This window comes from Paraburkholderia ginsengiterrae (genome assembly GCF_001645125.1).
Lineage (GTDB): Bacteria > Pseudomonadota > Gammaproteobacteria > Burkholderiales > Burkholderiaceae > Paraburkholderia > Paraburkholderia ginsengiterrae.
Genome location: NZ_LXKA01000132.1, coordinates 85,696 through 105,846, shown reverse-complemented (window position 1 = coordinate 105,846; position 20,151 = coordinate 85,696). Strand labels below are relative to the sequence as shown.

18 protein-coding genes and 2 pseudogenes are annotated in these 20,151 nt (G+C 59.2%); 12 read left to right on the top strand and 8 right to left on the bottom strand.

From position 1 onward, the window contains the following. Positions 1-8 precede the first annotated feature (8 nt). Together hypA and hypB are read left to right on the top strand one after the other, a co-directional pair. Complete coding sequence (hypA, locus tag A6V37_RS11500; RefSeq protein WP_064267727.1) at positions 9-338, top strand: hydrogenase maturation nickel metallochaperone HypA; 330 nt, start codon at positions 9-11, stop codon at positions 336-338. Further along, positions 338-1,297: a hydrogenase nickel incorporation protein HypB gene (gene hypB / locus A6V37_RS11495; protein WP_064267725.1), complete on the top strand. Its 960-nt coding sequence runs from the start codon at positions 338-340 to the stop codon at positions 1,295-1,297. The genes hypA and hypB overlap by 1 nt, the downstream gene beginning before the upstream one ends. 69 nt (positions 1,298-1,366) lie before the next feature. Here hypB and A6V37_RS42220 read toward each other — a convergent pair. Beyond that, positions 1,367-1,483: pseudogene (locus tag A6V37_RS42220) on the bottom strand (transglutaminase family protein); the annotation flags it as partial. 85 nt (positions 1,484-1,568) lie between these two features. Continuing rightward, positions 1,569-2,465, bottom strand: coding sequence for a LysR substrate-binding domain-containing protein (locus A6V37_RS11490; RefSeq protein ID WP_064267724.1), 897 nt, complete (start codon positions 2,463-2,465; stop codon positions 1,569-1,571). 209 nt (positions 2,466-2,674) lie between these two features. Between A6V37_RS11490 and A6V37_RS11485 the strand changes: the two genes are divergently transcribed. Beyond that, the gene (locus A6V37_RS11485) at positions 2,675-3,313 is read left to right on the top strand and encodes a hydrolase (RefSeq protein WP_064267722.1); all 639 of its coding nucleotides are present in this window, start codon (positions 2,675-2,677) and stop codon (positions 3,311-3,313) included. Between the two features lie 279 nt (positions 3,314-3,592). Next, positions 3,593-4,486: a pirin family protein gene (locus tag A6V37_RS11480; RefSeq protein ID WP_064267779.1), complete on the top strand. Its 894-nt coding sequence runs from the start codon at positions 3,593-3,595 to the stop codon at positions 4,484-4,486. A 214-nt stretch (positions 4,487-4,700) separates the two neighbouring features. On the opposite strand, the gene A6V37_RS11475 is transcribed toward A6V37_RS11480, so the two are convergent. Together A6V37_RS11475 and A6V37_RS11470 are read right to left on the bottom strand one after the other, a co-directional pair. Beyond that, on the bottom strand, positions 4,701-5,147 hold the full coding sequence (locus A6V37_RS11475) for a type II 3-dehydroquinate dehydratase (RefSeq protein WP_064267720.1): 447 nt from the start codon (positions 5,145-5,147) through the stop codon (positions 4,701-4,703). A gap of 4 nt (positions 5,148-5,151) precedes the next feature. Then, complete coding sequence (locus tag A6V37_RS11470; RefSeq protein WP_423213114.1) at positions 5,152-6,495, bottom strand: MFS transporter; 1,344 nt, start codon at positions 6,493-6,495, stop codon at positions 5,152-5,154. 127 nt (positions 6,496-6,622) lie between these two features. Between A6V37_RS11470 and A6V37_RS11465 the strand changes: the two genes are divergently transcribed. Then, positions 6,623-7,408 (top strand): IclR family transcriptional regulator, encoded by a 786-nt coding sequence (locus A6V37_RS11465; RefSeq protein ID WP_064267718.1) that lies wholly within the window; start codon positions 6,623-6,625, stop codon positions 7,406-7,408. A 622-nt stretch (positions 7,409-8,030) separates the two neighbouring features. Then, positions 8,031-8,607: pseudogene (locus A6V37_RS39030) on the top strand (DUF3443 family protein); the annotation flags it as partial. A 65-nt stretch (positions 8,608-8,672) separates the two neighbouring features. On the opposite strand, the gene A6V37_RS11450 reads toward A6V37_RS39030, so the two are convergent. Then, entirely contained in the window at positions 8,673-9,098 is a 426-nt protein-coding gene (locus tag A6V37_RS11450) for a response regulator transcription factor (protein WP_064267712.1), read from the bottom strand. A gap of 287 nt (positions 9,099-9,385) precedes the next feature. Further along, positions 9,386-9,769 carry a hypothetical protein gene (locus A6V37_RS11445; RefSeq protein ID WP_064267710.1) on the bottom strand — a complete coding sequence of 128 codons (384 nt, stop codon included), beginning with the start codon at positions 9,767-9,769 and terminating at the stop codon, positions 9,386-9,388. Between the two features lie 1,031 nt (positions 9,770-10,800). On the opposite strand from A6V37_RS11445, the gene A6V37_RS11440 reads away from it, so the two are divergent. Both A6V37_RS11440 and A6V37_RS11435 read left to right on the top strand, forming a co-directional pair. After that, on the top strand, positions 10,801-13,176 hold the full coding sequence (locus tag A6V37_RS11440) for a YjbH domain-containing protein (protein WP_064267708.1): 2,376 nt from the start codon (positions 10,801-10,803) through the stop codon (positions 13,174-13,176). 22 nt (positions 13,177-13,198) lie between these two features. Further along, positions 13,199-13,930 (top strand): hypothetical protein, encoded by a 732-nt coding sequence (locus A6V37_RS11435; protein WP_064285998.1) that lies wholly within the window; start codon positions 13,199-13,201, stop codon positions 13,928-13,930. A 230-nt stretch (positions 13,931-14,160) separates the two neighbouring features. Here A6V37_RS11435 and A6V37_RS11430 read toward each other — a convergent pair whose 3' ends face one another. Continuing rightward, complete coding sequence (locus A6V37_RS11430; protein ID WP_064267704.1) at positions 14,161-14,469, bottom strand: hypothetical protein; 309 nt, start codon at positions 14,467-14,469, stop codon at positions 14,161-14,163. A gap of 191 nt (positions 14,470-14,660) precedes the next feature. After that, positions 14,661-15,542, bottom strand: a complete 882-nt coding sequence (galU, locus tag A6V37_RS11425; RefSeq protein WP_064267702.1) for a UTP--glucose-1-phosphate uridylyltransferase GalU — start codon at positions 15,540-15,542, stop codon at positions 14,661-14,663. A gap of 460 nt (positions 15,543-16,002) precedes the next feature. Here galU and A6V37_RS11420 point away from each other — a divergent pair, with 460 nt between their 5' ends. The 4 genes from A6V37_RS11420 (at position 16,003) to A6V37_RS11405 (ending at position 20,136) form a co-directional block, all read left to right on the top strand. After that, positions 16,003-17,373, top strand: a complete 1,371-nt coding sequence (locus A6V37_RS11420) for a UDP-glucose dehydrogenase family protein (RefSeq protein WP_064267700.1) — start codon at positions 16,003-16,005, stop codon at positions 17,371-17,373. Between the two features lie 75 nt (positions 17,374-17,448). Further along, positions 17,449-18,162: an acyltransferase gene (locus tag A6V37_RS42785; RefSeq protein ID WP_131799861.1), complete on the top strand. Its 714-nt coding sequence runs from the start codon at positions 17,449-17,451 to the stop codon at positions 18,160-18,162. After that, on the top strand, positions 18,149-18,985 hold the full coding sequence (locus tag A6V37_RS11410; RefSeq protein WP_064267698.1) for a glycosyltransferase family protein: 837 nt from the start codon (positions 18,149-18,151) through the stop codon (positions 18,983-18,985). The genes A6V37_RS42785 and A6V37_RS11410 overlap by 14 nt, the downstream gene beginning before the upstream one ends. After that, the gene (locus A6V37_RS11405) at positions 18,982-20,136 is read left to right on the top strand and encodes a glycosyltransferase (protein WP_131799860.1); all 1,155 of its coding nucleotides are present in this window, start codon (positions 18,982-18,984) and stop codon (positions 20,134-20,136) included. Before A6V37_RS11410 ends, A6V37_RS11405 begins: the two co-directional genes overlap by 4 nt. Positions 20,137-20,151: the final 15 nt, after the last annotated feature.

Genomic DNA, 20,151 nt, shown 5'->3' with positions numbered 1-20,151 from the left:
AACGCGCCATGCATGAGTTGAGTATTGCAAACAGCGTCGTCGAGATTTGCGTGGAGCAGGCCAACGGCGCGCGCGTGACGCGTGTGACGCTGGAGATCGGGCAATTGTCGGCGGTGATGCCGGACGCGATCCGTTTCTGCTTCGACGTCTGCGCGAAGGACACAGCGGCGGAAGGCGCGACGCTGGAAATCGTCGAGATGCCCGGGCAGGCGCGCTGCCTCGCGTGCGGAGCGACGCTCGCCATCGCGGTGCCGTACGGGCAGTGTGACTGCGGGAGTGAGAATCTCGAACTGATTTCCGGCCAGCAGTTGAAGATCAGGCAGATGGAGGTGGTGTGATGTGCACGACATGCGGCTGTTCGAATAAGCAGAGCGCGGCGGTGACCGATCTGGATGCGCAGGAAGCGGCGCAAGCACAGCCGCGGGAGGAGAGCGGTTCGCCACAACAGCCGCAAAGTGCTGCGGTTGCCGCGCACGAGCATCTCTATCGGCGCGTCGATGGGCATGGACATACGCATCCGCACCCGCATCCGCATCCGCATCCGCACGATCAAGCTCGTCCGCACAGTCACGAACACGAACACGAACATGAAAATGAACATGAGCACGATCAGGTACATGTTCACGCGCATGAGCATGGCACGTCGATCACGCTGGAACAGGAGATTCTGGCTAAGAACCAGTTGTTGGCCGAGCGTAATCGCGGCTGGCTGGCCGGACGTTCGATCCTCGCGGTGAATCTGATGAGTTCGCCGGGCGCGGGCAAGACGACGCTGCTCGAACGCACTATTCGCGAGACGGGAGGCACGATGCCGCTGACGGTGATCGAGGGGGATCAGGCGACACTGAACGATGCCGAGAGGATTCGAGCGACCGGTTGCCGCGTCGTCCAGATCAATACCGGTACCGGGTGTCACCTTGACGCGGAGATGATCTTCCGTGGTCTGAAGCAACTCGAGCCACCGCTGCGTTCGGTCGTAATGATCGAGAATGTCGGCAATCTGGTATGTCCGGCGTTATTCGATCTGGGTGAGCTGGCAAAGGTGCTGATACTGTCGGTAACGGAGGGAGAAGACAAGCCGATCAAGTATCCACATATGTTTCGGGCCAGTTCGCTGATGCTGTTGAACAAGATCGATTTGCTGCCGTATTTGCGTTTCGATGTGGCGCGCTGCATCGACTACGCGCGGCGCGTCAATCCCGCGATCGACATTCTGCAGATTTCCGCGGAGACCGGTGCAGGCATGGAGGCATGGTATGCGTGGTTGAGGGATCATCGGGACACTTTGTTACGGTAACGATGGATAGGGAAAGCGCTTAATCCAAAGACCTGCACATCGGCTCAGCCTTGGCGGCCTGTGGCGCGGTCACTCCTGGTCGCAGTGCACCTCGAAGTGGGTTAGTACGGCGGGCCCGAAAGCGTTGCTGATCGCGACATCGGCGGCGTCGCGACCGTACGCCATCAGTACGCGCCCGATGCGCGGCCGTACCGAGTGTCCTGTCAAAGGAACAATCGAAGAAGGCGCAATGGAAGCACGCGGCTCAAGCCAGATATCGCGCATAGAACGCTCACTCGTCCTTCTGAATGTGCGTGGCGAGGTAGTCGATCAGGAGCCGCACGGCCGGCAGCAGGCCTCTGCGTGAGGGAAAGACGGCATGAGCCAGTCCGCCCTTGGGCGCCCAGCCCGGCACCACATCAACCAGAGTGCCTTTTTTGAGCTCGTTTTCGACGACCATGTAGGGCAGCTGCACGACACCCACGCCTTTCAGGGCGGCCTGGCGAAGTACGGTCATGTCGTCGGTGATGTAGCGCGGCGCGTGAGGCAAGCGCGCCTCGGCTCCGTCTGGGCCCACCAAAGCCCAGGCGTGATCGCGCTGCGGTCCCCAATCGAGGCTGGGCATGCCGGCGAGATCCGCCGGATGCGCGATCTTGGTGTGCTGTTTCAGCAGCGCCGGAGCGGCAACGAGGCGCTGCGGACTTCCGGAGAGCACACGCATGACGAGCCCGCTGTCTTCGAGCGGGGGAAAGCGCACGCGCAGCGCAAGATCGAGCCCTTCGCTGAGGACATCGACCCGGCGATTGGTTGCATCGAGAAGGATCCGCACCTTCGGATATTGCATCATGAAGTCAGCCATGAGACCTCCGATGCGGTATTCGAGCAGCGTCGTAGGGCAACTCATGCGCACGACGCCCTGGGGTTCCGAAACCCTGCGCTCCATGACCTCGCGGGCCGCATCGGCTTCCACGAGCACCGCGACGCAGCGCTCGTAGAACTCTTGTCCTGTCTCCGTTACCGAGAAATGCCGCGTGGAGCGATTGAGCAGGCGAACGCCGTATTTGGCTTCGAGTTCGGCGACGCGGCGGCTCAGCTTGGACTTGGGCATGTTGAGCGCCCGGCCTGCCTGCGTGAAACCGTGGTTTTCGACCACTTTCACGAAGTAGAAGAGGTCGTTCAGGTCGTCCATTACTGTTCCTCTGGCAGAACAATCAAGACATCTTAAGGCACGATGCCAGCGATCGTCATTGTTCCTCCCATAGAACACAGTCGGCATTATTCGGGCCTTTAAGCCGGTGTGTCGCCGACATAGGATTGATGGTGCATGCAGATCCGATGCGCCACGCCTCGATCCTCAGGATCCCACTTCCCCTTCCTGCACTGTTTCTGGAGACAACCATGGCAAGCGAACCCATTCGCGACCCCGCGAACGATCATCTGCTCACCCCGCAGAACTCGGCATTCATCGTCATCGATTACCAGCCGGTCCAGGTGAATTCCATCGCGTCGATGGACCGCCAACTGCTGGTCAACAACATTGTGGGCGCCGCCAAGGCCGCAGTCGCCTACAAGCTGCCGATCATCCATTCGACGGTCAACGTGAAGACGGGACTGAACAAGCCGCCTATCCCGCAACTGCGCGCCGCGCTTGGCGACTATCCGACGTACGACCGCACCAGCATCAACTCGTGGGAAGACGTCGAATTCCGCAAGGCCGTCGAGGCAACCGGCCGCAAGAAGCTGATCATGACGGCGCTCTGGACGGAAGCCTGCCTGACGTTCCCGGCGCTCGACGCGCTGAAGGCCGGCTACGAGGTCTATGTGGTCGTCGATGCGGTCGGCGGCACGTCCGTCGCGGCGCACGAAGCCGCGTTGCGCCGTATCGAACAGGCAGGCGGCAAGATGATCAGTGTTGCCCAGCTGTTCTGCGAGTTGCAACGCGACTGGGCGCGCAGCGACACCGTCCCGGCATTCATCAGCCTGTTCATCGAAACCGGCGGCACGGCCGGCATCCAGTTCTCGTACGACAAAAACTGATGTTTCATGCGCGCGGCCGGTTGCGGCACCCGTCCGCGCGCATACGCGATGTCCGACGAATGTCGAGGCATCGCTTTGCAGACGAAATTCTGACCGGCGCGGTGTGGACGAGTGTGCCGGCTGTCAGTTCGTCACGCATCAACACAACCGTGAACGCGACCCATTGTTCTATCAATGAGACACAGAGGACCGCTCCCATCTCTACCGCCGTCATCGTCGCGCGACTACCCTGTATTCACACAACCACGGCCGCGGGCCGTTGAACAGGAACATACGATGATGAAAAAGATTCTCGGCGCATACAGTAACGCTAACGCGCATTGGGTCGGCGACGGTTTTCCCGTGCGCACGCTGTTCTCGCATCACACCATGGGCCGCCACTTGAGCCCGTTTCTGATGCTCGACTACGCTGGACCGAAAAGCTTCTCGCCGACAGGCCGCCGACTGGGCGTTGGGCAGCATCCGCATCGTGGCTTCGAAACCGTGACCATCGTGTACGAGGGTGAACTGGAGCACCTCGACTCAACGGGTAGCGGTGGCCAGATCGGCCCCGGCGACGTGCAGTGGATGACGGCGGGCGCCGGCATTCTGCATGAGGAGTTCCACTCGCGAGCGTTTGCGAAAACAGGCGGGACGCTCGAGATGGTCCAACTCTGGGTGAATCTTCCAGCGCGGCACAAGATGGCGGCCCCCGGTTATCAGAGCATCGTGGCCAGCCAGATTCCGTCGGTCGACTTGCCGGCAGGCGCAGGACATGTGCGGGTGATCGCAGGCAACTTCGCAGGCAAGGCGGGGCCAGCGCACACCTTCACGCCGATGGACGTCTGGGATGTGCGGCTCAACGCAGGACGCGGTGCAACGCTGACGCTGCCGGGGGGCCGGACGCTCGCGCTCGTTGTGCTGCGCGGTCAGGTCCGTGTCAACGGCGACGAGCGAGTCATCAGTGATGCGCAACTTGTTTTGCTTGCGCAAGAGGGCAACGACGTTCAGCTTGACGCCATCAGCGATGCAGTCGTCCTGGTGTTGAGTGGCGAGCCCATCGACGAACCCGTTGCGGCGCATGGCCCGTTTGTCATGAACACGTTCGAAGAAATTCGCGAGGCGGTAGAGGATTTCAACAGTGGGTGTTTTGGAAGTATGGCGGCGACGGAACAGCACACCATGGCGCAGTAAGCGTCGCCGAAGCATCGGAAGTGCTCCCATTTCCGACGCCGAACGGCGCATGAAGAAATTGGGCGGGCGGTGCAGTGTCGAGAGGCTGCCCGTTGTGAAAAACATACTTTTTTCGAGCGCCGAACCGTCAATTGCAATGATATGAGTCGCCCGGATGTCGGCCGAAGCGGGCTCCATCACGGAGCCCGCGTACTTCATAAATTGAGGAACCGGCTCAAGTCTGGTTACCCCACAGATCGTCAATCGCGCGGATCGCTAGCAGATATCCGTTTGCTCCTGCCCCGCAGATCACCGCCGTAGCCGCTACCGAGATCGTCGAGTGACGATATTCTTCCGAGCGCGCGTGTATGTTGGTGATATGCAATTCCACTACCGGCCGACGGACGAGCTTGACTGCGTCGAGCACCGGAATCCGACCAAACGAAAAGCCGGCCGGATTGATGATCAGCGCGGCGTCCTGCAGGAACGCTTCCTGGATCCAGTCGATCAGCTCGCTTTCGCTGTTGGTCTGACGGAATGCGCAGTCGAACTTGAGCGCATCGGCGAGTATCAGGCAATTCTGTTCGATGTCCTTCAGGGTGGTGCTGCCGTAAATGTGAGGCTCCCTTACGCCTAGCATGTTCAGGTTGGAGCCATTGAGGATGTAGAGTTTGCGAGTCATGGTTTCAATGTGTAGAGGAGCGTTCGAGGGCGGTGCCTCTGGTTTCCCGGGATACAGCAATCATGAGAAAGGAAAGCAGATTCAGCGAGGCGCACACAGCGACGATGGCCCAGGGGGAACCGTGAAAGACATTCAGCAGCGCCACAGCGACAATCGGCATCGGACCGCCGGTGAGCAGGTTGGCGCCCGAGTACGACAGTGCGGACCCCGTGTATCGTGCCTCGGTCGGAAAGGACTCGGCGAACCATACCGGCTGGATGCCACTCTGGAACTGTGTGAAGCCGAGGAAGGCGCCCATCACGGCCATTGTCATGGCGATCGAGTTCTGGTTGAGAATCGGAAAATAGATCAGGCAGCAGATTAGTGTGCAGAACGAGCCGATCATCAGTGCGCGTTTGCGTCCAATCCGATCGCTGAGATAGCCGCCTGCCAGCGCGCCCACGATGGCGCAGACATTTGCAATCATCAACAGCATGAAACCTGTCTGCTTGGGCACACCGAGGTGCTTTGTCAGATAGCTGAGAGAGAAAACCACGATTAGATAAAACAGCGCAGCCGGCCCGCAAAAGAACAGCGTCAGGCGAAGCGCGGTGCGCCAGTGGTACTTGAACACGATGCCGAGCGGATTGACGGCGCGTGTGGGAGCGCTGGCCTTCTTGAGCGCCTCGAAGGCGGGTGTCTCGCTAACCTTCCTGCGGATATAGATGCCCAGCAACACCAGGACAAAGCTTGCGAGGAACGGGACTCGCCATCCCCAGGAATCGAAGTCGTCCGATGAAAGCAGGGCGGCCAGCGTAAACAGCGAGAAGTTGGCGAGAATCTGGCTGAGTGGCGAGCAGATGCCAAGCAGGCCCGAATACCAACCGCGTCGGTTAGCAGACGCATGCTCCACCGCCATCAGTTGCGCGCCCGTCGATTCCCCGCCAAGCGCGAAGCCCTGGATGATCCGCAGCGAGACCAGCAACGTAGGCGCGAGAATGCCGACCTGGTGGTAAGTCGGCAGCAATCCCATCAGGAACGACGACGCGCCCATCACCGAGACAGTGACCAGCATCAGTTTGCGGCGTCCCCAACGGTCGCCGAGCATCCCACAGATCACTGCGCCCAGTGGGCGTGCGGCGAGCCCGGCCCAGAAACTCGCTAGCGACGCGAGCAGCGAGGCGGTCGGGTCGAGGGACGGGAAAAACAGCTTCGGAAAGATCGTGGCCGCGACCACGCCATACAACGCGAAGTCGAACCATTCGAGCGCTGTACCGACGGTTGCGCCGGCCACCGCGCGACGCGCCATCAAGTGGGCCTGCGCGGACTGTTCTTCCGCGGCGAGGTCTGAGTCCGCAAAAAATGACATGTTGTCTCCTGAATTCTCGGTACATGAAACGTTCGTTTCTGGCGACGAACAAGTGCTATTGTTTGCGCTGCAAAGGCGGGGCGTTCCGCACCGGAACTGTATTTCACATCGTGGTAAATGGCGAGAAATGTCGCTCAAGAACGGCCTAAGAATTCTCGATTTGCTGGCGTCGCAAGGCGAAGGCGCAGGCCTCGTGGCCATTGCCGACGCCTTGTCTCTGCCACGCAGCACGTGCCACCGCGTGCTCACCGAACTCGTTGAAGGCGGGTATGTCAGGCAACTGGTCGACCACAGCCGCTACATTCTGACAATGCGCATGACGTCGAACGGGCTCGAATTCCTCAGCCTGACGGGCATCGCAGATATCGCACAGCCAATCATCGAACGCGTCGCCGCGCAGACCGGCGAACTGGCGCGGCTGTCGCTGGTGGACGGCGAGGCAATTATTTGGGTGGGTAAGGCAGACGGACAGCGCATCGGCTTTCGCTACGATCCCGACATGGGGCAGGCAGCACGACTTTCATGCACGTCGACGGGACACGCATGGCTTATGACGATGACCGACGAACAGGCGATGGCACTCGTTTTGAAGCAGGGCTTCGGACAGCCTAATGAGTTCGGACCCAATGCGCCGACGACGCTCAAAGCACTGTTGGGTTACCTGCACGCTGCGCGCGTGCGCGGTTACGCGATGATCGACGAGGTGTTTGCTCCGCGCATGTCAGCGGTAGCCGTACCCGTGGTAAGCGGCTCGCGCTGCGTCGGCGTTATCAGTTTGGCCGGTCCGCGGGTGCGGCTGACCGCCGAGAAGATTCACGAGTACTCCGTACTGCTGCGCGAGGCGGCGAATGAGCTTGCCCAGTTGAGCAATATGGCGGGATTCCCCAGTCGGCCGCCACTCGGCAAGGGATGAGGAGGAACGGGACTAACGTCCTGCGGTCGGCGAACTTGGTCCACTTCGGCCGAACTGCTGCCGCCGATACTTTGGTGTGGATGACCGAACGTCTCTGTTAGCGGCCCCTGATTGGCCGACTGTGCGGCTGGCGCCAACGGGTCGTGAGTGTGAGTTCGCTAGTGCGGGACGCCGCCGCTCAACTTCAAGCGGCGCAGCGGTCAGCAATCCGCCGCATTGGTGACGTAGACCCGAGATCGTCCTAACGTCTGCAATGGCCGACGACTCGTCGTTGAGTTCCTCGCCGATCACTGGCTCTTGATCGGCCATTGATGACATTGAGCCGGGATGCGTCCTATGTCCGCAATGGGACGGACTGCCGACGGTGACGGCGTCGAGCAGCCGGGCTACAGCTTTCTGCGTCGCGAATTCACACTCCCGACCCTCCGCCTTCTTTCGAGCGAGCACGACCTCAACGACCGCTCTCCAGGGGGCAATAGTCATTTCCGCTCGCGAATCATCAAGTCGGTCACTAAGCACTTGGGGACGCCGACTTTCATGCCTTAGAGGCCGCTTCGTCCATTACTGACGGTCACAGGTCGAGTTTCCGCGTGGCCCGAAAGGGCTAGACGGCGCATCCCGGCTTGCCGGTTCGAGACAGGTCCCCGTCCCTGACTTCGCGACCAAATAACAACGGTTCGATATTGATGTTGCCAGCCGTCTCGCCGAGCGGGCAGACTTCGCTCACGGGGCAACCGTTGTTCGGCATCGGTACGCAGAGCAATAATGGCTTGGGCAACGCGCAGGTGATCGGGCTCAGTCCGTCCAGCGGCACGTTCACGACGGCACTAAATGGAACGAACTACTCGAGGAGTATCGTGGACAGTGGGTCGAATGGACTATTCTTTCAAACTAGAGTGCTCCCTGTCTGCGCGAGCAGAAACAACCTGTATTACTGCCCCGCATCAACTCAGCAGTTGAGCGCCATGATTGAGGGTGTGAACGGTACGAACAGTGCCGTCTCGATTGACGTCGGCAATGGCGCGGAACCCGAGCAGAACCGCGGCGGCAATTCAGTGGTGCCGCTGCTAGCCGGTCCGGCTTGCGTCTCCTCGGCGATCTTCGTCTGGGGCATGCCGTTCTTCTATGGGCGTAACGTCTATGCCGCCGTCGAGCAGCAATCGACGCCTGGCGGAGCCGGGCCCTATATTGCGTACTGAGGTACGTTGCATTAATCCGCCATCTTTGCGGCGGATGCTTTATCGAATACGGAAACTCGGCTGGCCTAATGAAATGGTGCTAGAGCTACAGAACCGTCCGCTAGCATGCTACCGTTCATCTGGAAAGATTGCCATGACGCACAAAAAGCATGAATGTGCGCAAGCGACTGCGCGCTGCCGAGTGGCTTCTGGAGGCAGATGTTCGCGCCGCCCTTCAGTCCTGCGGCAACCACTTGCTGCGACGTTCGCGACGTTACGCACAAGACAACGGGAATCACGGATCCATGACTGCACAGGCCGCGCAGCGTATCGTAGCGGAGTGGATCCGGCGCCACCCAATCGAGTAACACCAGATCGACGACCACCTGGTTGACCAGCGTGCGTAATGTTTGGTCGCAGAGTGCGCCAAAGCAGAGATGCCCAGCGGATGACAGGGTTTCGAGCGCGCGGTCAAGTGCCACGGCATCGGACTCAAGGATGGCGATTCTCATGTGAACAGTTGCGCTTGCGGAGTGCCGCGACGTGAGTGATCGGTGGCGAGCAGGTCGACGAATTGGTAGGCAACACCTGTATGGGTGCATGCACTTCGACGCGCGAGTCTACGCGAAAGTACACGAGAAAATTGTCAAGAAATGTCAACTGCGGGAAAGAGACTACGATGTGTCGTGCCGGTCGGGCGGTCGTCAATCGACATTATTCGGATTCTTTAAGTTTTCACTCGACCGTATTATCGACACACATCGCGCGCACTCCGCAGTCCTAGTCTGCAACACCCATGTCACGTAGCGCCCGGCCTGTTGGGGAAGTCTAGCTGACCAGGGAGATTCGCCGCGCAGATGACGAAGATCTCGACCACTGCCGAAGACCGTAAGTCGAGGCGCAAGCTGCCGAAAAACATGGGTACCACGGTTCTCGCGTCGTACTTTCTTTGGGAGGACCGTGCTATTTTCTCCGCCAGAGATTGCGCACGGCAGGCCAGCGTCGTGCGCTGCAGCCAGTCAGCCTGGTGACCGTTTAAACGCAGCCAGAGATGTGTGCACTCGACGAGGTGCTCGACCTTGAGCCATCGCCCGGTCCTCTGACGCATGACCAATTGTGAAACAACGAGATAGGTCAACAGTTCCGTGCGCGCAAGCAGGTCGAAATCTAGCAGCCGAGTCATGATGGATGGGCTGTGCAGGTGGAGGCAAGCAGCAATTGGTTATGGACGCGGCTTTGCCTAGCATGAGCGCAAAAGAAGGGTAGCCATCCTTATCGTGCAGGCGGCTGCATCCAGGTGACGCCACACGAGGCTAAGAACCCAAGACCGATAGTCTCCGGTCGGATCTAACCTGGTCCGCCGAAACATTGACAGATTCCGCCGAAACTCACTGGGCGGCGCTCCGTGCGTTGCGCGGTTCAGCGCCCACACCCCAAACCTATGTATTTGAATAGCATACCGTCAGAGTTTTCCTCTTATTTGGTCCCGTACAGCCAACGTTTTGGCATCTTCAGTCATTCTTGCCGGCAAAGCCTTAAATTGGCCTACTCTTTGCGTTGGCACTTCGAGGGGGGACCGAGCTGGTCCTCGCACCCTTCGGAGTTTCGGCCTGCCGCTCCCCGTGCGAGCAGGCTTTTTTTTGCGTGCCTTCGACACTCGCGCGAAGACCGGTGTCGCCAGTTTCATTCCGTCAACGCGGGCATTCATCGCTACATGGATCGGGACACGATAGAGCGCTGATTTATTTAGCACGAGGCGTTCTTCGATATCTGATCGAGATTATCCGGAAGCGCTTCAAATACCACTGGCAACGCTTCGTCACGTCGACCAGGGAAACCATTGATGCTGAACTCGCTGAACTGTTCGGCGGAGAGGCACAAGATTTCGCGTTGATTTCCCACGAACAGTTAAGTGTAGTAATCCGCCAACATGTTAGCTTTTTCCGTCAGCCGCCATTTTCGATGCGGTGGACTATGTATGATGCACCGCAACGAGAAGGTATTTATATACTCGGCTGTTGTTGAGAGCGCTCTTTAGCATGACTTGGTGTGCGGTTATTTCTGTTCATATATATAGGATATCTACTCAATTTTATATTTAAGGCCTCTCTATAGGTCGACTTACTTGAATGTCGCATTGCAGCCGTGAGTTGTGATGGTGATTGACAAGGGCTCCATTCAACGCCGTGCCTTTTTATACCTAAAACTATAGACATGAGCGGAAACTCGTTTGGACTGGAACCGATAGGAAGCCGTAGGACCTTGGCGTTGGCCGCTATCCTGACGTTTTCGACTTCGGCGCATGCCGTCGATCCGGCGTTGAACGCACTAGGCCAGGCTGGCGGTCTGGTTATTCCGTATGGATTTGCATTGCCTGAAGGTGTCGGTGAGGTGCAATACAACGATTTCATCGATCCTCGGTATGCGAAGACAGCGACTGGATCCCAGGTCTACTGGGGCGCTGTTGGCTTGTTTCCGTATGTTGAGCTGGCAGGTGGACTGGCAAATTATCCGGCGAACGTATCGGTCCCGCTTGCACATGAAGAGCATTTCGTCGTTCGTCACCTGATGGCGGATATCAAGCTCGAAGTGCCGAAGTTCTTCAAGTATCAGCCGGACATCGCCTTTGGTGTGACTGACATTGGCGGGCAGACGCATTTCTTCCGCTCGAAATACGGCGTTGTGTCGCAAGCATTTGGACCGGTGACGTTGACTGCTGGTTATGGACAAGGCGATCGCCTTGATGGTTTATTCGGCGGTGCGCAACTCTCGCTATGGAACACGGGGCTGTCGCTGCTCGCAGAAGACGATTCGAAAACACCTTATGCCGGCGTGCGCTATCAGTCCCCGCGGATAAGCTGGCTAGCCGATGCGAACGTGATTGGTACGTTCATGCGGTCGATCGGGTCGACGAACGGCGCTTCACCGCGCACCTCGTTCTCGGTGGGGATTCAGATTCCGCTGGGCAAACGCTTCAGCAGTGCGCGTTGTGCAAGCGGCTTGTGCGAGGGTCCACAGGTGCCGGTCGCCCACGCCGCCGATGCCGACAATGACGGTCCAATCCGTCTCGCCAGCCTGCAACCGGTGGACACGCACGCGACCACCAGTACCAACAACGCGCTGACCGCGGCGCCGATTACGTTTGTGCCACCGCTGCAGTCATATGCGTCCGTGATGCTGAGTGACGTGACGGCTGACAAATTGACAGATGCGCAGTCTCCCGCCATTCCGGAAGCGCTGGATACCTCCTCGCTCGATGAAATCGCTGCGCAACTTTTTGCCGCCGGCCTTGAGCGTGTGCGCGTCGGGATGAGCGGTCGCGATCTGGTGGTCGAGTACGAGAACCATCGTTACAACCAGAACGAAGCGGATGCGCTCGGCATCGTGCTCGGCGTGGCGAGCGTGAATGCGCCGCGCGGCACGGACAAGATTCACGTGGTCATCAAGAAGGCCAACGAGCCGTTGGGCGAGGTCATTGTCGATCGAGACGCATTTGCGCAGTTTGTTGAGGGTGGTGCGCCGACGGCTGCTGGCGCATCGATGACGATGCGCACGCGTCCGACTTACGACGCGGATTCGATCGCGTGGCATGGCAACGAGCACACGCATGGGCTCACGCGCATCCAGATCGAGCCGGTCCTCAGTTACCTGTACGGCACTGAGTACGGCAACTTCGACGTCTCCGTTGGCGCCAACATTGAAGGGTTCGTACCGCTGTGGCGGGGTGCGGAGTTGTATGCGAGCTATATCGCACCGCTCTACAACACGAAGAACATGGATGACGGCCGCGTATTCAGCAACTACCGCCTGCGTGGCGGCCTGAATTCGGTCGCGTTGGCGCAAAGCTTCTGGATCGTGCCGCAGGTGTTCAACGTGGCATCGGTCGGCAAGTTCGATTACTCGTATGTCGGCGTGCAAAACGAAACAACGGTGTTCGTGCCGGGGCGCCCCGACCTGATTCGCCTGCGACTTGCCTATTTGCACCATGAACCGGGCCATGACCAATTGCCGAGTGAGAAGAATGCCGAGTTGACTTACCGCTGGGTGCAGCCGTCCTGGAAGCTGTGGATTGAAGCGGGCGTAGCGCGCTTTGTCGGTGGAGACAAGGGACCGGTCGCAACGCTGACGCGCTGGTTCGACGACGTTTCGGTGAGCGTGCATGGCGAGCATAGCGGGCAGGGCACGTTCGTGGGCGCCGCAATCAGCTTCCCGCTGACGTTGCGCCAGGGCATGAAGCCCGGGATCAGTCAGGTATACGGATCGGAACAGTTCGGGCTCGACTTCCGCACCAAGGTTGGTTCGACGAATTACCTGACGACCAGTGCGGCAGAGAACATGACCTTTCCGTATAGCACGCAGCAGTTCCTGCTGAATCAGGGGCGCTTTAGCGGCGAGTACTTCTCGACCCAGCTTTACCGGATGCGTGATGCGTACCTGCGTTACGGGCGACCCGATAGCAACGAAACGAAGCCGAAGCCGCAGGCGAGTGTGCCTGCTATATCAACGGGTGCCGCACTTTCACATGGCGTCTGCGGAAAAGATTTGCAGGGCGTAAGCGACGGACAGGCGCTGGTGCCGGTCAATTGTTAATGACTTTCTTGGGAGATAGGCGATGAAGCTTCTAAACGGCGCCACGCTGCGCACGCTGCAGTTCGGATCGATAGTGCTGGCGACAAGTGCGCTGGTCGCATGCGGTGGCAGCGGCGATTCGCCGGGCGCGACGGTGAGCGGGACGGCCGCTGTGGGCGCGGCAATGGCAAACGCAAGCATTGTACTGACTTGCAAGAACGGTGCGGGGAGTGCGACGGCTAATGCAAACGGCGCGTATTCAGCAACCTTTAAGTTCGACGGACCGTGTTCGATCACTGCGTCGAGCGGCGCCACCGCGCTCCATTCGTTCGCTGCCGGCGCGGGCACTTACAACGTGACGCCGCTGACGGAATTGTTGCTGGACTATATCGCGGCGCAATTGGGCACGACCGTTAGCGGATTGCTCGCTGGCATCACTTCTAACGTGTCGTACCAGAACGCACTGTCGAATAGCACGGTGATTGCGAATGCCGAGGCGGCGGTGGCGGCGCTCATCAAGAAGACGTATGGGATCACGCTTTCTTCGTCGTCGTTCCTGACAGTTTCGTTTACCCCGGGGCAGCCCGGCGCGGATGCGGATCTGGACACTCTGCTGGCTGCTGGCGCGATTACCTCGAATGGTCAACCAGTCGCGTCGTTAACAGCCGCTGCCACTGCGGCCGGGGCGGCGGCGCCCAGCTCCTCCGGGGGAACCGGCGGTGGAGCAACCGGCGGAACGGGCGGCACTGGTGGCACAGGAACTACAGCGAAATAGCTTTCGCTTACGGAAGTAGGAAGTCGGGCCGCCGGACCAGGTTCAAATTCCCAACGGAGCTTGACTGGTGGCCCATTGAAGAATCGCTGTCCGATAGGAAATCACTCAAATGGGTTAAGAAGTATTTGAGCGTTGGCGTGGCAATGATCGGGATTTGGCGACAATGGTCTTCGCGATTTATTCGCGAGATCTACGAGCGGAACAACAACGGCTTGAGACGCTAAGCGCAACTATTCGTAGCCGAGCTTATGACTGAGAATAGGTGCCAAGAAGAGTGCAATCGCAGACCCCGCCGCCTTGCCCTCGAGTTCCGCGGCGGCAGCTGCGGCTCGCATTCCATACAAATGCACGAGCAGATCGAAAAGCTGGGGCAGGCAGTACAGTCCCGCTGTCGCTATGCAACAAGCTTGCGTGACGGATATGCGCCAGCCCTTCTCGAAGGCAACGGCAGCAGCGACAACGCGCAGAATGGCGAACAACACGAGCGCACCCACGGCTGCCTGTTCTCGAATCAGATACTCCGGAATAAACTCGCCCATAACTCCTTGCACACCCGCTACGTTAAATCGCCGGAAATTGAATGCGGTTTGATATTACCGAAGCCGTACTGGAGTAATGAAAGGGTGGCTGAATGAACCACAATCTTGGCTGATTTGGTTAAGCGAATCAGACCGTGATGCGTTCGACGCCCCTCAATCGTCTGTTGTCCATATCTACGACGACCAGACAGTCAGCCCCCGAGTACTGGCGAGCGTGTAAGTAGGTACTCTCCAAAGTTGGCAGCCACCTCGGGGTGACGTAGCGCGAACTCGACCGTCGCCTTCAGGTATCCCAGCTTGCTGCCGCAGTCGAATCGCGTGCCGTGGTACTTGTACGCCAGCACCTGCTCGTCTGCGAGCAGCGACTGAATCGCGTCGGTGAGTTGCAATTCGCCGCCGGCACCTGGCTTCAGTGCTCGAAGATGTTCGAAAATCCGGGGCTTCAACACATAGCGGCCCACCACGCCGAGATTCGACGGGGCGACATCCGGCTCAGGCTTTTCGATGATGGCGGACATCTTGATGATCGCGTCTTCCCACTTCTTGCCGTCCACAATGCCGTACGACTTGGTGTCCTGCGGCGGAATCTCTTCGACCCCGATTACCGAGCTGTGATAGTGATCGAATACCTCGATCATCTGCGTCATGACGGGCGGCGTGCCGTACAGCAAGTCGTCCGCGAGAATCACAGCGAATGGCTTGTCGCCCACCAGCTTCTCAGCGCACAGCACCGCGTGGCCGAGACCGAGCGCTTCCGGCTGACGTACGTAGAAGCAGTCCACATGGCTCGGCTTGATGCTGCGCACCAGCTCCAGCAGCTTGTCCTTGCCGCGCGCTTCGAGTTCGACCTCGACTTCATAGGACTTGTCGAAATGATCCTCGATGGCGCGCTTGCTGCGGCCCGTGACAAAAATCATTTCCGTGATTCCCGCCGCCATTGCCTCTTCAACCGCGTATTGAATCAACGGCTTGTCGACGATCGGCAGCATCTCCTTCGGGCTGGCCTTCGTGGCCGGGAGGAACCGGGTACCAAGACCCGCAACCGGAAATACTGCCTTGGTAACTTTAAGCATGAGTTGTTCGGCTGTATGTGATGGCTAGACAAAAAAGAGCCTGCGCTCTGGAAGAGGCAGGCTTAATTCCGAGGCGGCAGGCCACGCTCGCGCGAGCCTGTCAGATCATCTTGCGGATGACCCGGGTTAAGCATAGGTGTGGCGAATCGTGCGAGGAACGCGCTGGCGGAAGAAGCCCCAATTTTGGCTAATGCGAGTAAAAGCTGACTCATCGTAGGCGATGAGGCGTGTAAGGTCCCCCGCTCGTTATAAGTGCAGCCTCCCTCGACGCAGAGGCTATAGTGGTTCGGAGGGCAGACTTTGCGATATACGGAAATTATGTTGGCGAAATCCGCCAGATAAATCAACCCAGCGAATGGTTCGTGAAGAATGGGTGCCGATCGAGTATTAACCATCGTGGCGCATACAGCCGTACTTGTCGATGCCATGCCGCCTATTCTCACTCCTGCTACCCGGATCAATGAAAGTCACCATTATCGGAACCGGATACGTCGGCCTCGTTACGGGCGCGTGTCTGGCAGAACTGGGCAATGACGTGCTCTGCCTTGACGTCGATGAAGCAAAAATTGCAATGCTTAACAATGGTCGGATCCCGATTTACGAGCCGGGGTTGGCGAACGTGATCGACCGCAATCGCGAAGCAGGGCGCCTTGCGTTCTCGACCGATGTGGCGCAAGCAGCCACGCACGGCGATATACAGTTCATCGCCGTGGGTACACCGCCGGACGAGGACGGATCTGCCGATCTGCAATATGTGATCGCTGCCGCGAAGAACATCGGCAAATACATGAACGGGTTCAAGATCATCGTCGACAAATCGACGGTGCCCGTCGGTACCGCCGGCAAGGTGCAAGCGGCAATTGCAGAAGAGCTGGCGTTGCGCAAGGTGGACTTGCCGTTTGCGGTCGTATCGAACCCCGAGTTCCTCAAGGAAGGGGCAGCGATCGAGGATTTTATGCGGCCTGATCGCATCGTGATCGGATGCGACGATGACGTGTCGGGACTTCGCGCCCGAAGTTTGCTCGAGCAGCTCTACGCACCGTTCAATCGCAACCACCAGCGCACGCTGTTCATGGATGTGCGTTCGGCCGAATTCACCAAGTATGCCGCGAACGCCATGCTGGCCACGCGCATCTCGTTCATGAACGAGATGGCCAACCTGGCCGACTGCGTCGGGGCCGACATCGAGAATGTTCGCCGCGGCATTGGCTCCGATCCGCGCATCGGCTACAGCTTCCTGTATGCGGGCTGCGGGTACGGTGGCTCGTGTTTTCCAAAGGACGTACAGGCGCTAATGCGAACCGCTGGAGAATACGACATGGAGTTGAACATCCTCGCCTCTGCCGAATTCGTCAATGAGCGCCAGAAGACCGTGCTGTTCAACAAAATCCGCAGGCATTTCGGCGACGCACTGCGCGGCGCACGCCTCGCCGTGTGGGGGTTGTCGTTCAAACCAAACACGGACGATATGCGGGAGGCGACAAGCCGCCGTCTGATCGCGGATCTGCTGCGCCACGGCGCCACGTTGTGCGTCTACGACCCTGTTGCCCTCGAGGAGGCTAGGCGTTGCCTGAGGGATGACCTCGACGCTAACAGTTTCGCGCGCATCGAATTCTCGCAAGACCGCGATCAGGCGCTTCTCGGCGCGGACGCTCTCGTCATCCTCACGGAATGGAAGGAATTCCGCAGCCCCGACTTCGAACAGATGAAGGTGGCGCTCAAAGACACATTGATTTTCGATGGACGCAATCTGTATGACCCGCACGCTATGAAATCGGCAGGCTGGGTCTATTACACGATCGGCCGCGATGCTGCTCGTGCCGCGGCCTGAGCACGAAGAGCAAGGTGTCTAACGTGCGCGCTGGTCACTTCAGGTTGCCGGCGCGCAATTTTGTATGGCGACGCGATGTTGAAAGAGATTGTCAACCGGGTACTGATGCGTGTTCGGCCCGGTAAGCAGATCGCCGGTGAAGTGGGCGGCCTTGATCTGATGCTCTATCTCGCGGAACAGAGTTGGAATGGGCTGCGAGGCACGGTGCTGTCGTTACGCTCCAAACGCACCGAGCTGTGCTTTGTGGGGCGGAATGTGCGGATGCGTTTCGCGAGGAATATCGAACTCGGACGCTACACCACTATTGGCGACGGTGCAATTCTTAGCGGCCTGGGTCTAAACGGCTTGCGGCTCGGTACACGGGTCAACGTCGGTGCGTATTCGAGGCTTATCGTCGGCACGGACGTCGCCCGTCCCGGCAGCCACATTCATATCGGTGACGGTTGTGGCATTGGCGAGTACTCGAGTATAGGTGGCTCGGGGGGTGTTTCTATCGGAAGGAACACGATCATTGGTCAGTACTTCAGCGCGCATCCGGAGAATCACAACTTCAAGGATCTGTCACGGCCGATTCGGGAGCAGGGCACAACACGCATGGCGATCTACATTGAAGAAGACTGCTGGCTGGGCGCGCGCGTCACGGTACTCGGCGGCGTGAGGATCGGTAAGGGCAGTGTGATCGCCGCGGGTTCAGTGGTCACCCGCGATGTGCCGCCGTACTCCATTGTCGCTGGCGTTCCAGGACGTGTCGTGGGTAGCCGGCGCGGAGGCGACGATGGCGGAGCTTGATATCTTCGTTGTACTGTACCGGCGCGATCCCGAAGCGGCCGAAACGCTCGTGACGTTGAGCCGTATAGATTTCGCGGCGCTCGGCATCGATGTCGAGGTGCACATCTGGGACAACGGGCGAGCGATCCCCACACCACCGAATCCGCATTTTTTGCCGTTCCGTTGGCGCTATCTGGCCTCTCCGGAAAATGAACCACTCTCCAAGGTGTACAACGTGCTGGTGAACGAATCGACGCGCCAGCACGTGATCATCTTCGATCAGGACTCGAGCGTCGATGCGGCGTTCTTTGAAAAGCTGGCGGACAGTCTCGGCAAGGCCGAACTCGGGGCCGATGTATTCGTCCCCGTCATCCGCCACGACGGGCATCTGATTAGTCCCGGACGCCTGCGATGGATCAAGGGCCAGGCACTGCGCAGTGTCACCACGAATGCCATGTTGCCGACTGACTTTACCGCGATGATGAGCGGGATGTGCATCAGCCGGAGCCTCCTCTCGCAACTGGCACCACAGCCATTCGACGAGCGGCTGCGCTTCTACGGCGTCGACACCCGCTTCTGCCGCGATCTTGGGCGGCATGGCGCGCGGGCTTATCTCCATGGGGCGGTGCTCGGCCACGATTCGGCGCTGCGCAGCACGATCGACCCGCGAGCGGCACTGCAGCGCCAGATATGGCTTTGGCAGTCGTGGTTGCGCGTATTCGACCGCAATCTGTTCGAGGCCTTGGCAATCCGCTGCTATGTGTTGTGGAAAGCCTTGAGCGTGTCAATCGGCGCGCGCGCGCGGGGAAATTTCTTTGACGTGCTTGCGGAGGTGTTTCGTTGAGTACATCGCTTGCAATCGTGATGGTCCATCAGGGCGCGGAACTCTATGGGTCCGATCGCAGCTTCGTGTCAGCACTGTGTGCTTTGCGCGAGCGACATCCGCACGCGACGATCGACGTTGTGTTGCCGGAGCCGGGTCCAATTGTCGATCACGTCGCGCGCTACGCGAGCCGAATTCTTTACAACGGCTATGGTGTGCTGCGCAAGAAGGAACTAAAGGCACGGCCCTGGCAAACATGCCGGCGCATGATCGCGGCGTGGCTGGACTATCGGCGCATGTTTCGCTCGTACCAGATCTGCTATGTGAATACGGTTGTGTGCGTGGCCGCGATAGCGGCGCTGCGCGGACAGCGTGCGGGCACCTACGTGCATGTGCGGGAGATTCCGTCCTCGTTCGCCCTTGGATGTTTCAGGACCTTGCTGAAGGTCTCGCGTGCCTCGCTAATCTATAACTCGCGTGCGACGGCGGAGGCATTCGCGTTGCCGGGTGTCGTGATCCACAACGGGGTCGACGTCGCCGGCCCTGTTGCCCGTATCGACGCGATGCAGAACCGTACGCTGAGGCTCGCGATCATCGGCCGTATCAATCCATGGAAAGGACAGCAATTCGTACTCGATGCGCTGTCCACGCTTGGGCGACGGTTGCCGGTGCAGGTGCGCATTGTGGGGGATGTCTTCCCGGGGTACGAGGCCTTGCTGGATACGCTTCATGAGACCGCGAAAAAGTGCGCGCAGACAGTGGAAATCGAAGGCTTTACGAGCGATCCCGCTGCGCATTTCGCTTGGGCCGACTTCGTCGTGGTGCCTTCGGTTCTGCCCGAACCTTTCGGACGGGTGGCGATCGAAAGTTTCGCGTCGGGGCGGCCGGTGATCGCCGCGGCCGCTGGCGGCTTGCAGGAGATCGTGACCGACGGTGTCGACGGTTTTCTGTTCGTACCTGGCGATATGACGGATTTTATAAGAGTGGTGGAACGGGCGCTGGCGACAACGCATGAGGCGTTTGCCGAGATGGCGGAAGCCGCGCAGCAGAAGTATCTCGGCGCATTCACTGTCCAGACATACATGCGCTCGGTTGCCGACACGGTGCAGCCATTGCCCGATAACGCAAGGCGGTCGGGCCTGGCTGCTGTATTTCAGCGCAGAACACGCTAAAGACGATAGTCGTAA

Excerpts from the sequence above, each read along its gene's own strand:
- A6V37_RS11410 (WP_064267698.1), top strand. The coding sequence starts at position 18,149 with ATGGCGGAGCTTGATATCTTCGTTGTACTGTACCGGCGCGATCCCGAA.
- A6V37_RS11430 (WP_064267704.1), bottom strand. The coding sequence starts at position 14,469 with ATGGGCGAGTTTATTCCGGAGTATCTGATTCGAGAACAGGCAGCCGTG.
- A6V37_RS11435 (WP_064285998.1), top strand. The coding sequence starts at position 13,199 with ATGAAGCTTCTAAACGGCGCCACGCTGCGCACGCTGCAGTTCGGATCG.
- A6V37_RS42785 (WP_131799861.1), top strand. The coding sequence starts at position 17,449 with ATGTTGAAAGAGATTGTCAACCGGGTACTGATGCGTGTTCGGCCCGGT.
- A6V37_RS11475 (WP_064267720.1), bottom strand. The coding sequence starts at position 5,147 with ATGACTCGCAAACTCTACATCCTCAATGGCTCCAACCTGAACATGCTA.
- A6V37_RS11420 (WP_064267700.1), top strand. The coding sequence starts at position 16,003 with ATGAAAGTCACCATTATCGGAACCGGATACGTCGGCCTCGTTACGGGC.
- galU (WP_064267702.1), bottom strand. The coding sequence starts at position 15,542 with ATGCTTAAAGTTACCAAGGCAGTATTTCCGGTTGCGGGTCTTGGTACC.
- A6V37_RS11440 (WP_064267708.1), top strand. The coding sequence starts at position 10,801 with ATGAGCGGAAACTCGTTTGGACTGGAACCGATAGGAAGCCGTAGGACC.
- A6V37_RS11450 (WP_064267712.1), bottom strand. The coding sequence starts at position 9,098 with ATGAGAATCGCCATCCTTGAGTCCGATGCCGTGGCACTTGACCGCGCG.
- hypA (WP_064267727.1), top strand. The coding sequence starts at position 9 with ATGCATGAGTTGAGTATTGCAAACAGCGTCGTCGAGATTTGCGTGGAG.
- A6V37_RS11445 (WP_064267710.1), bottom strand. The coding sequence starts at position 9,769 with ATGACTCGGCTGCTAGATTTCGACCTGCTTGCGCGCACGGAACTGTTG.
- A6V37_RS11490 (WP_064267724.1), bottom strand. The coding sequence starts at position 2,465 with ATGGACGACCTGAACGACCTCTTCTACTTCGTGAAAGTGGTCGAAAAC.
- A6V37_RS11480 (WP_064267779.1), top strand. The coding sequence starts at position 3,593 with ATGAAAAAGATTCTCGGCGCATACAGTAACGCTAACGCGCATTGGGTC.
- hypB (WP_064267725.1), top strand. The coding sequence starts at position 338 with ATGTGCACGACATGCGGCTGTTCGAATAAGCAGAGCGCGGCGGTGACC.
- A6V37_RS11485 (WP_064267722.1), top strand. The coding sequence starts at position 2,675 with ATGGCAAGCGAACCCATTCGCGACCCCGCGAACGATCATCTGCTCACC.
- A6V37_RS11470 (WP_423213114.1), bottom strand. The coding sequence starts at position 6,495 with ATGTCATTTTTTGCGGACTCAGACCTCGCCGCGGAAGAACAGTCCGCG.
- A6V37_RS11465 (WP_064267718.1), top strand. The coding sequence starts at position 6,623 with ATGTCGCTCAAGAACGGCCTAAGAATTCTCGATTTGCTGGCGTCGCAA.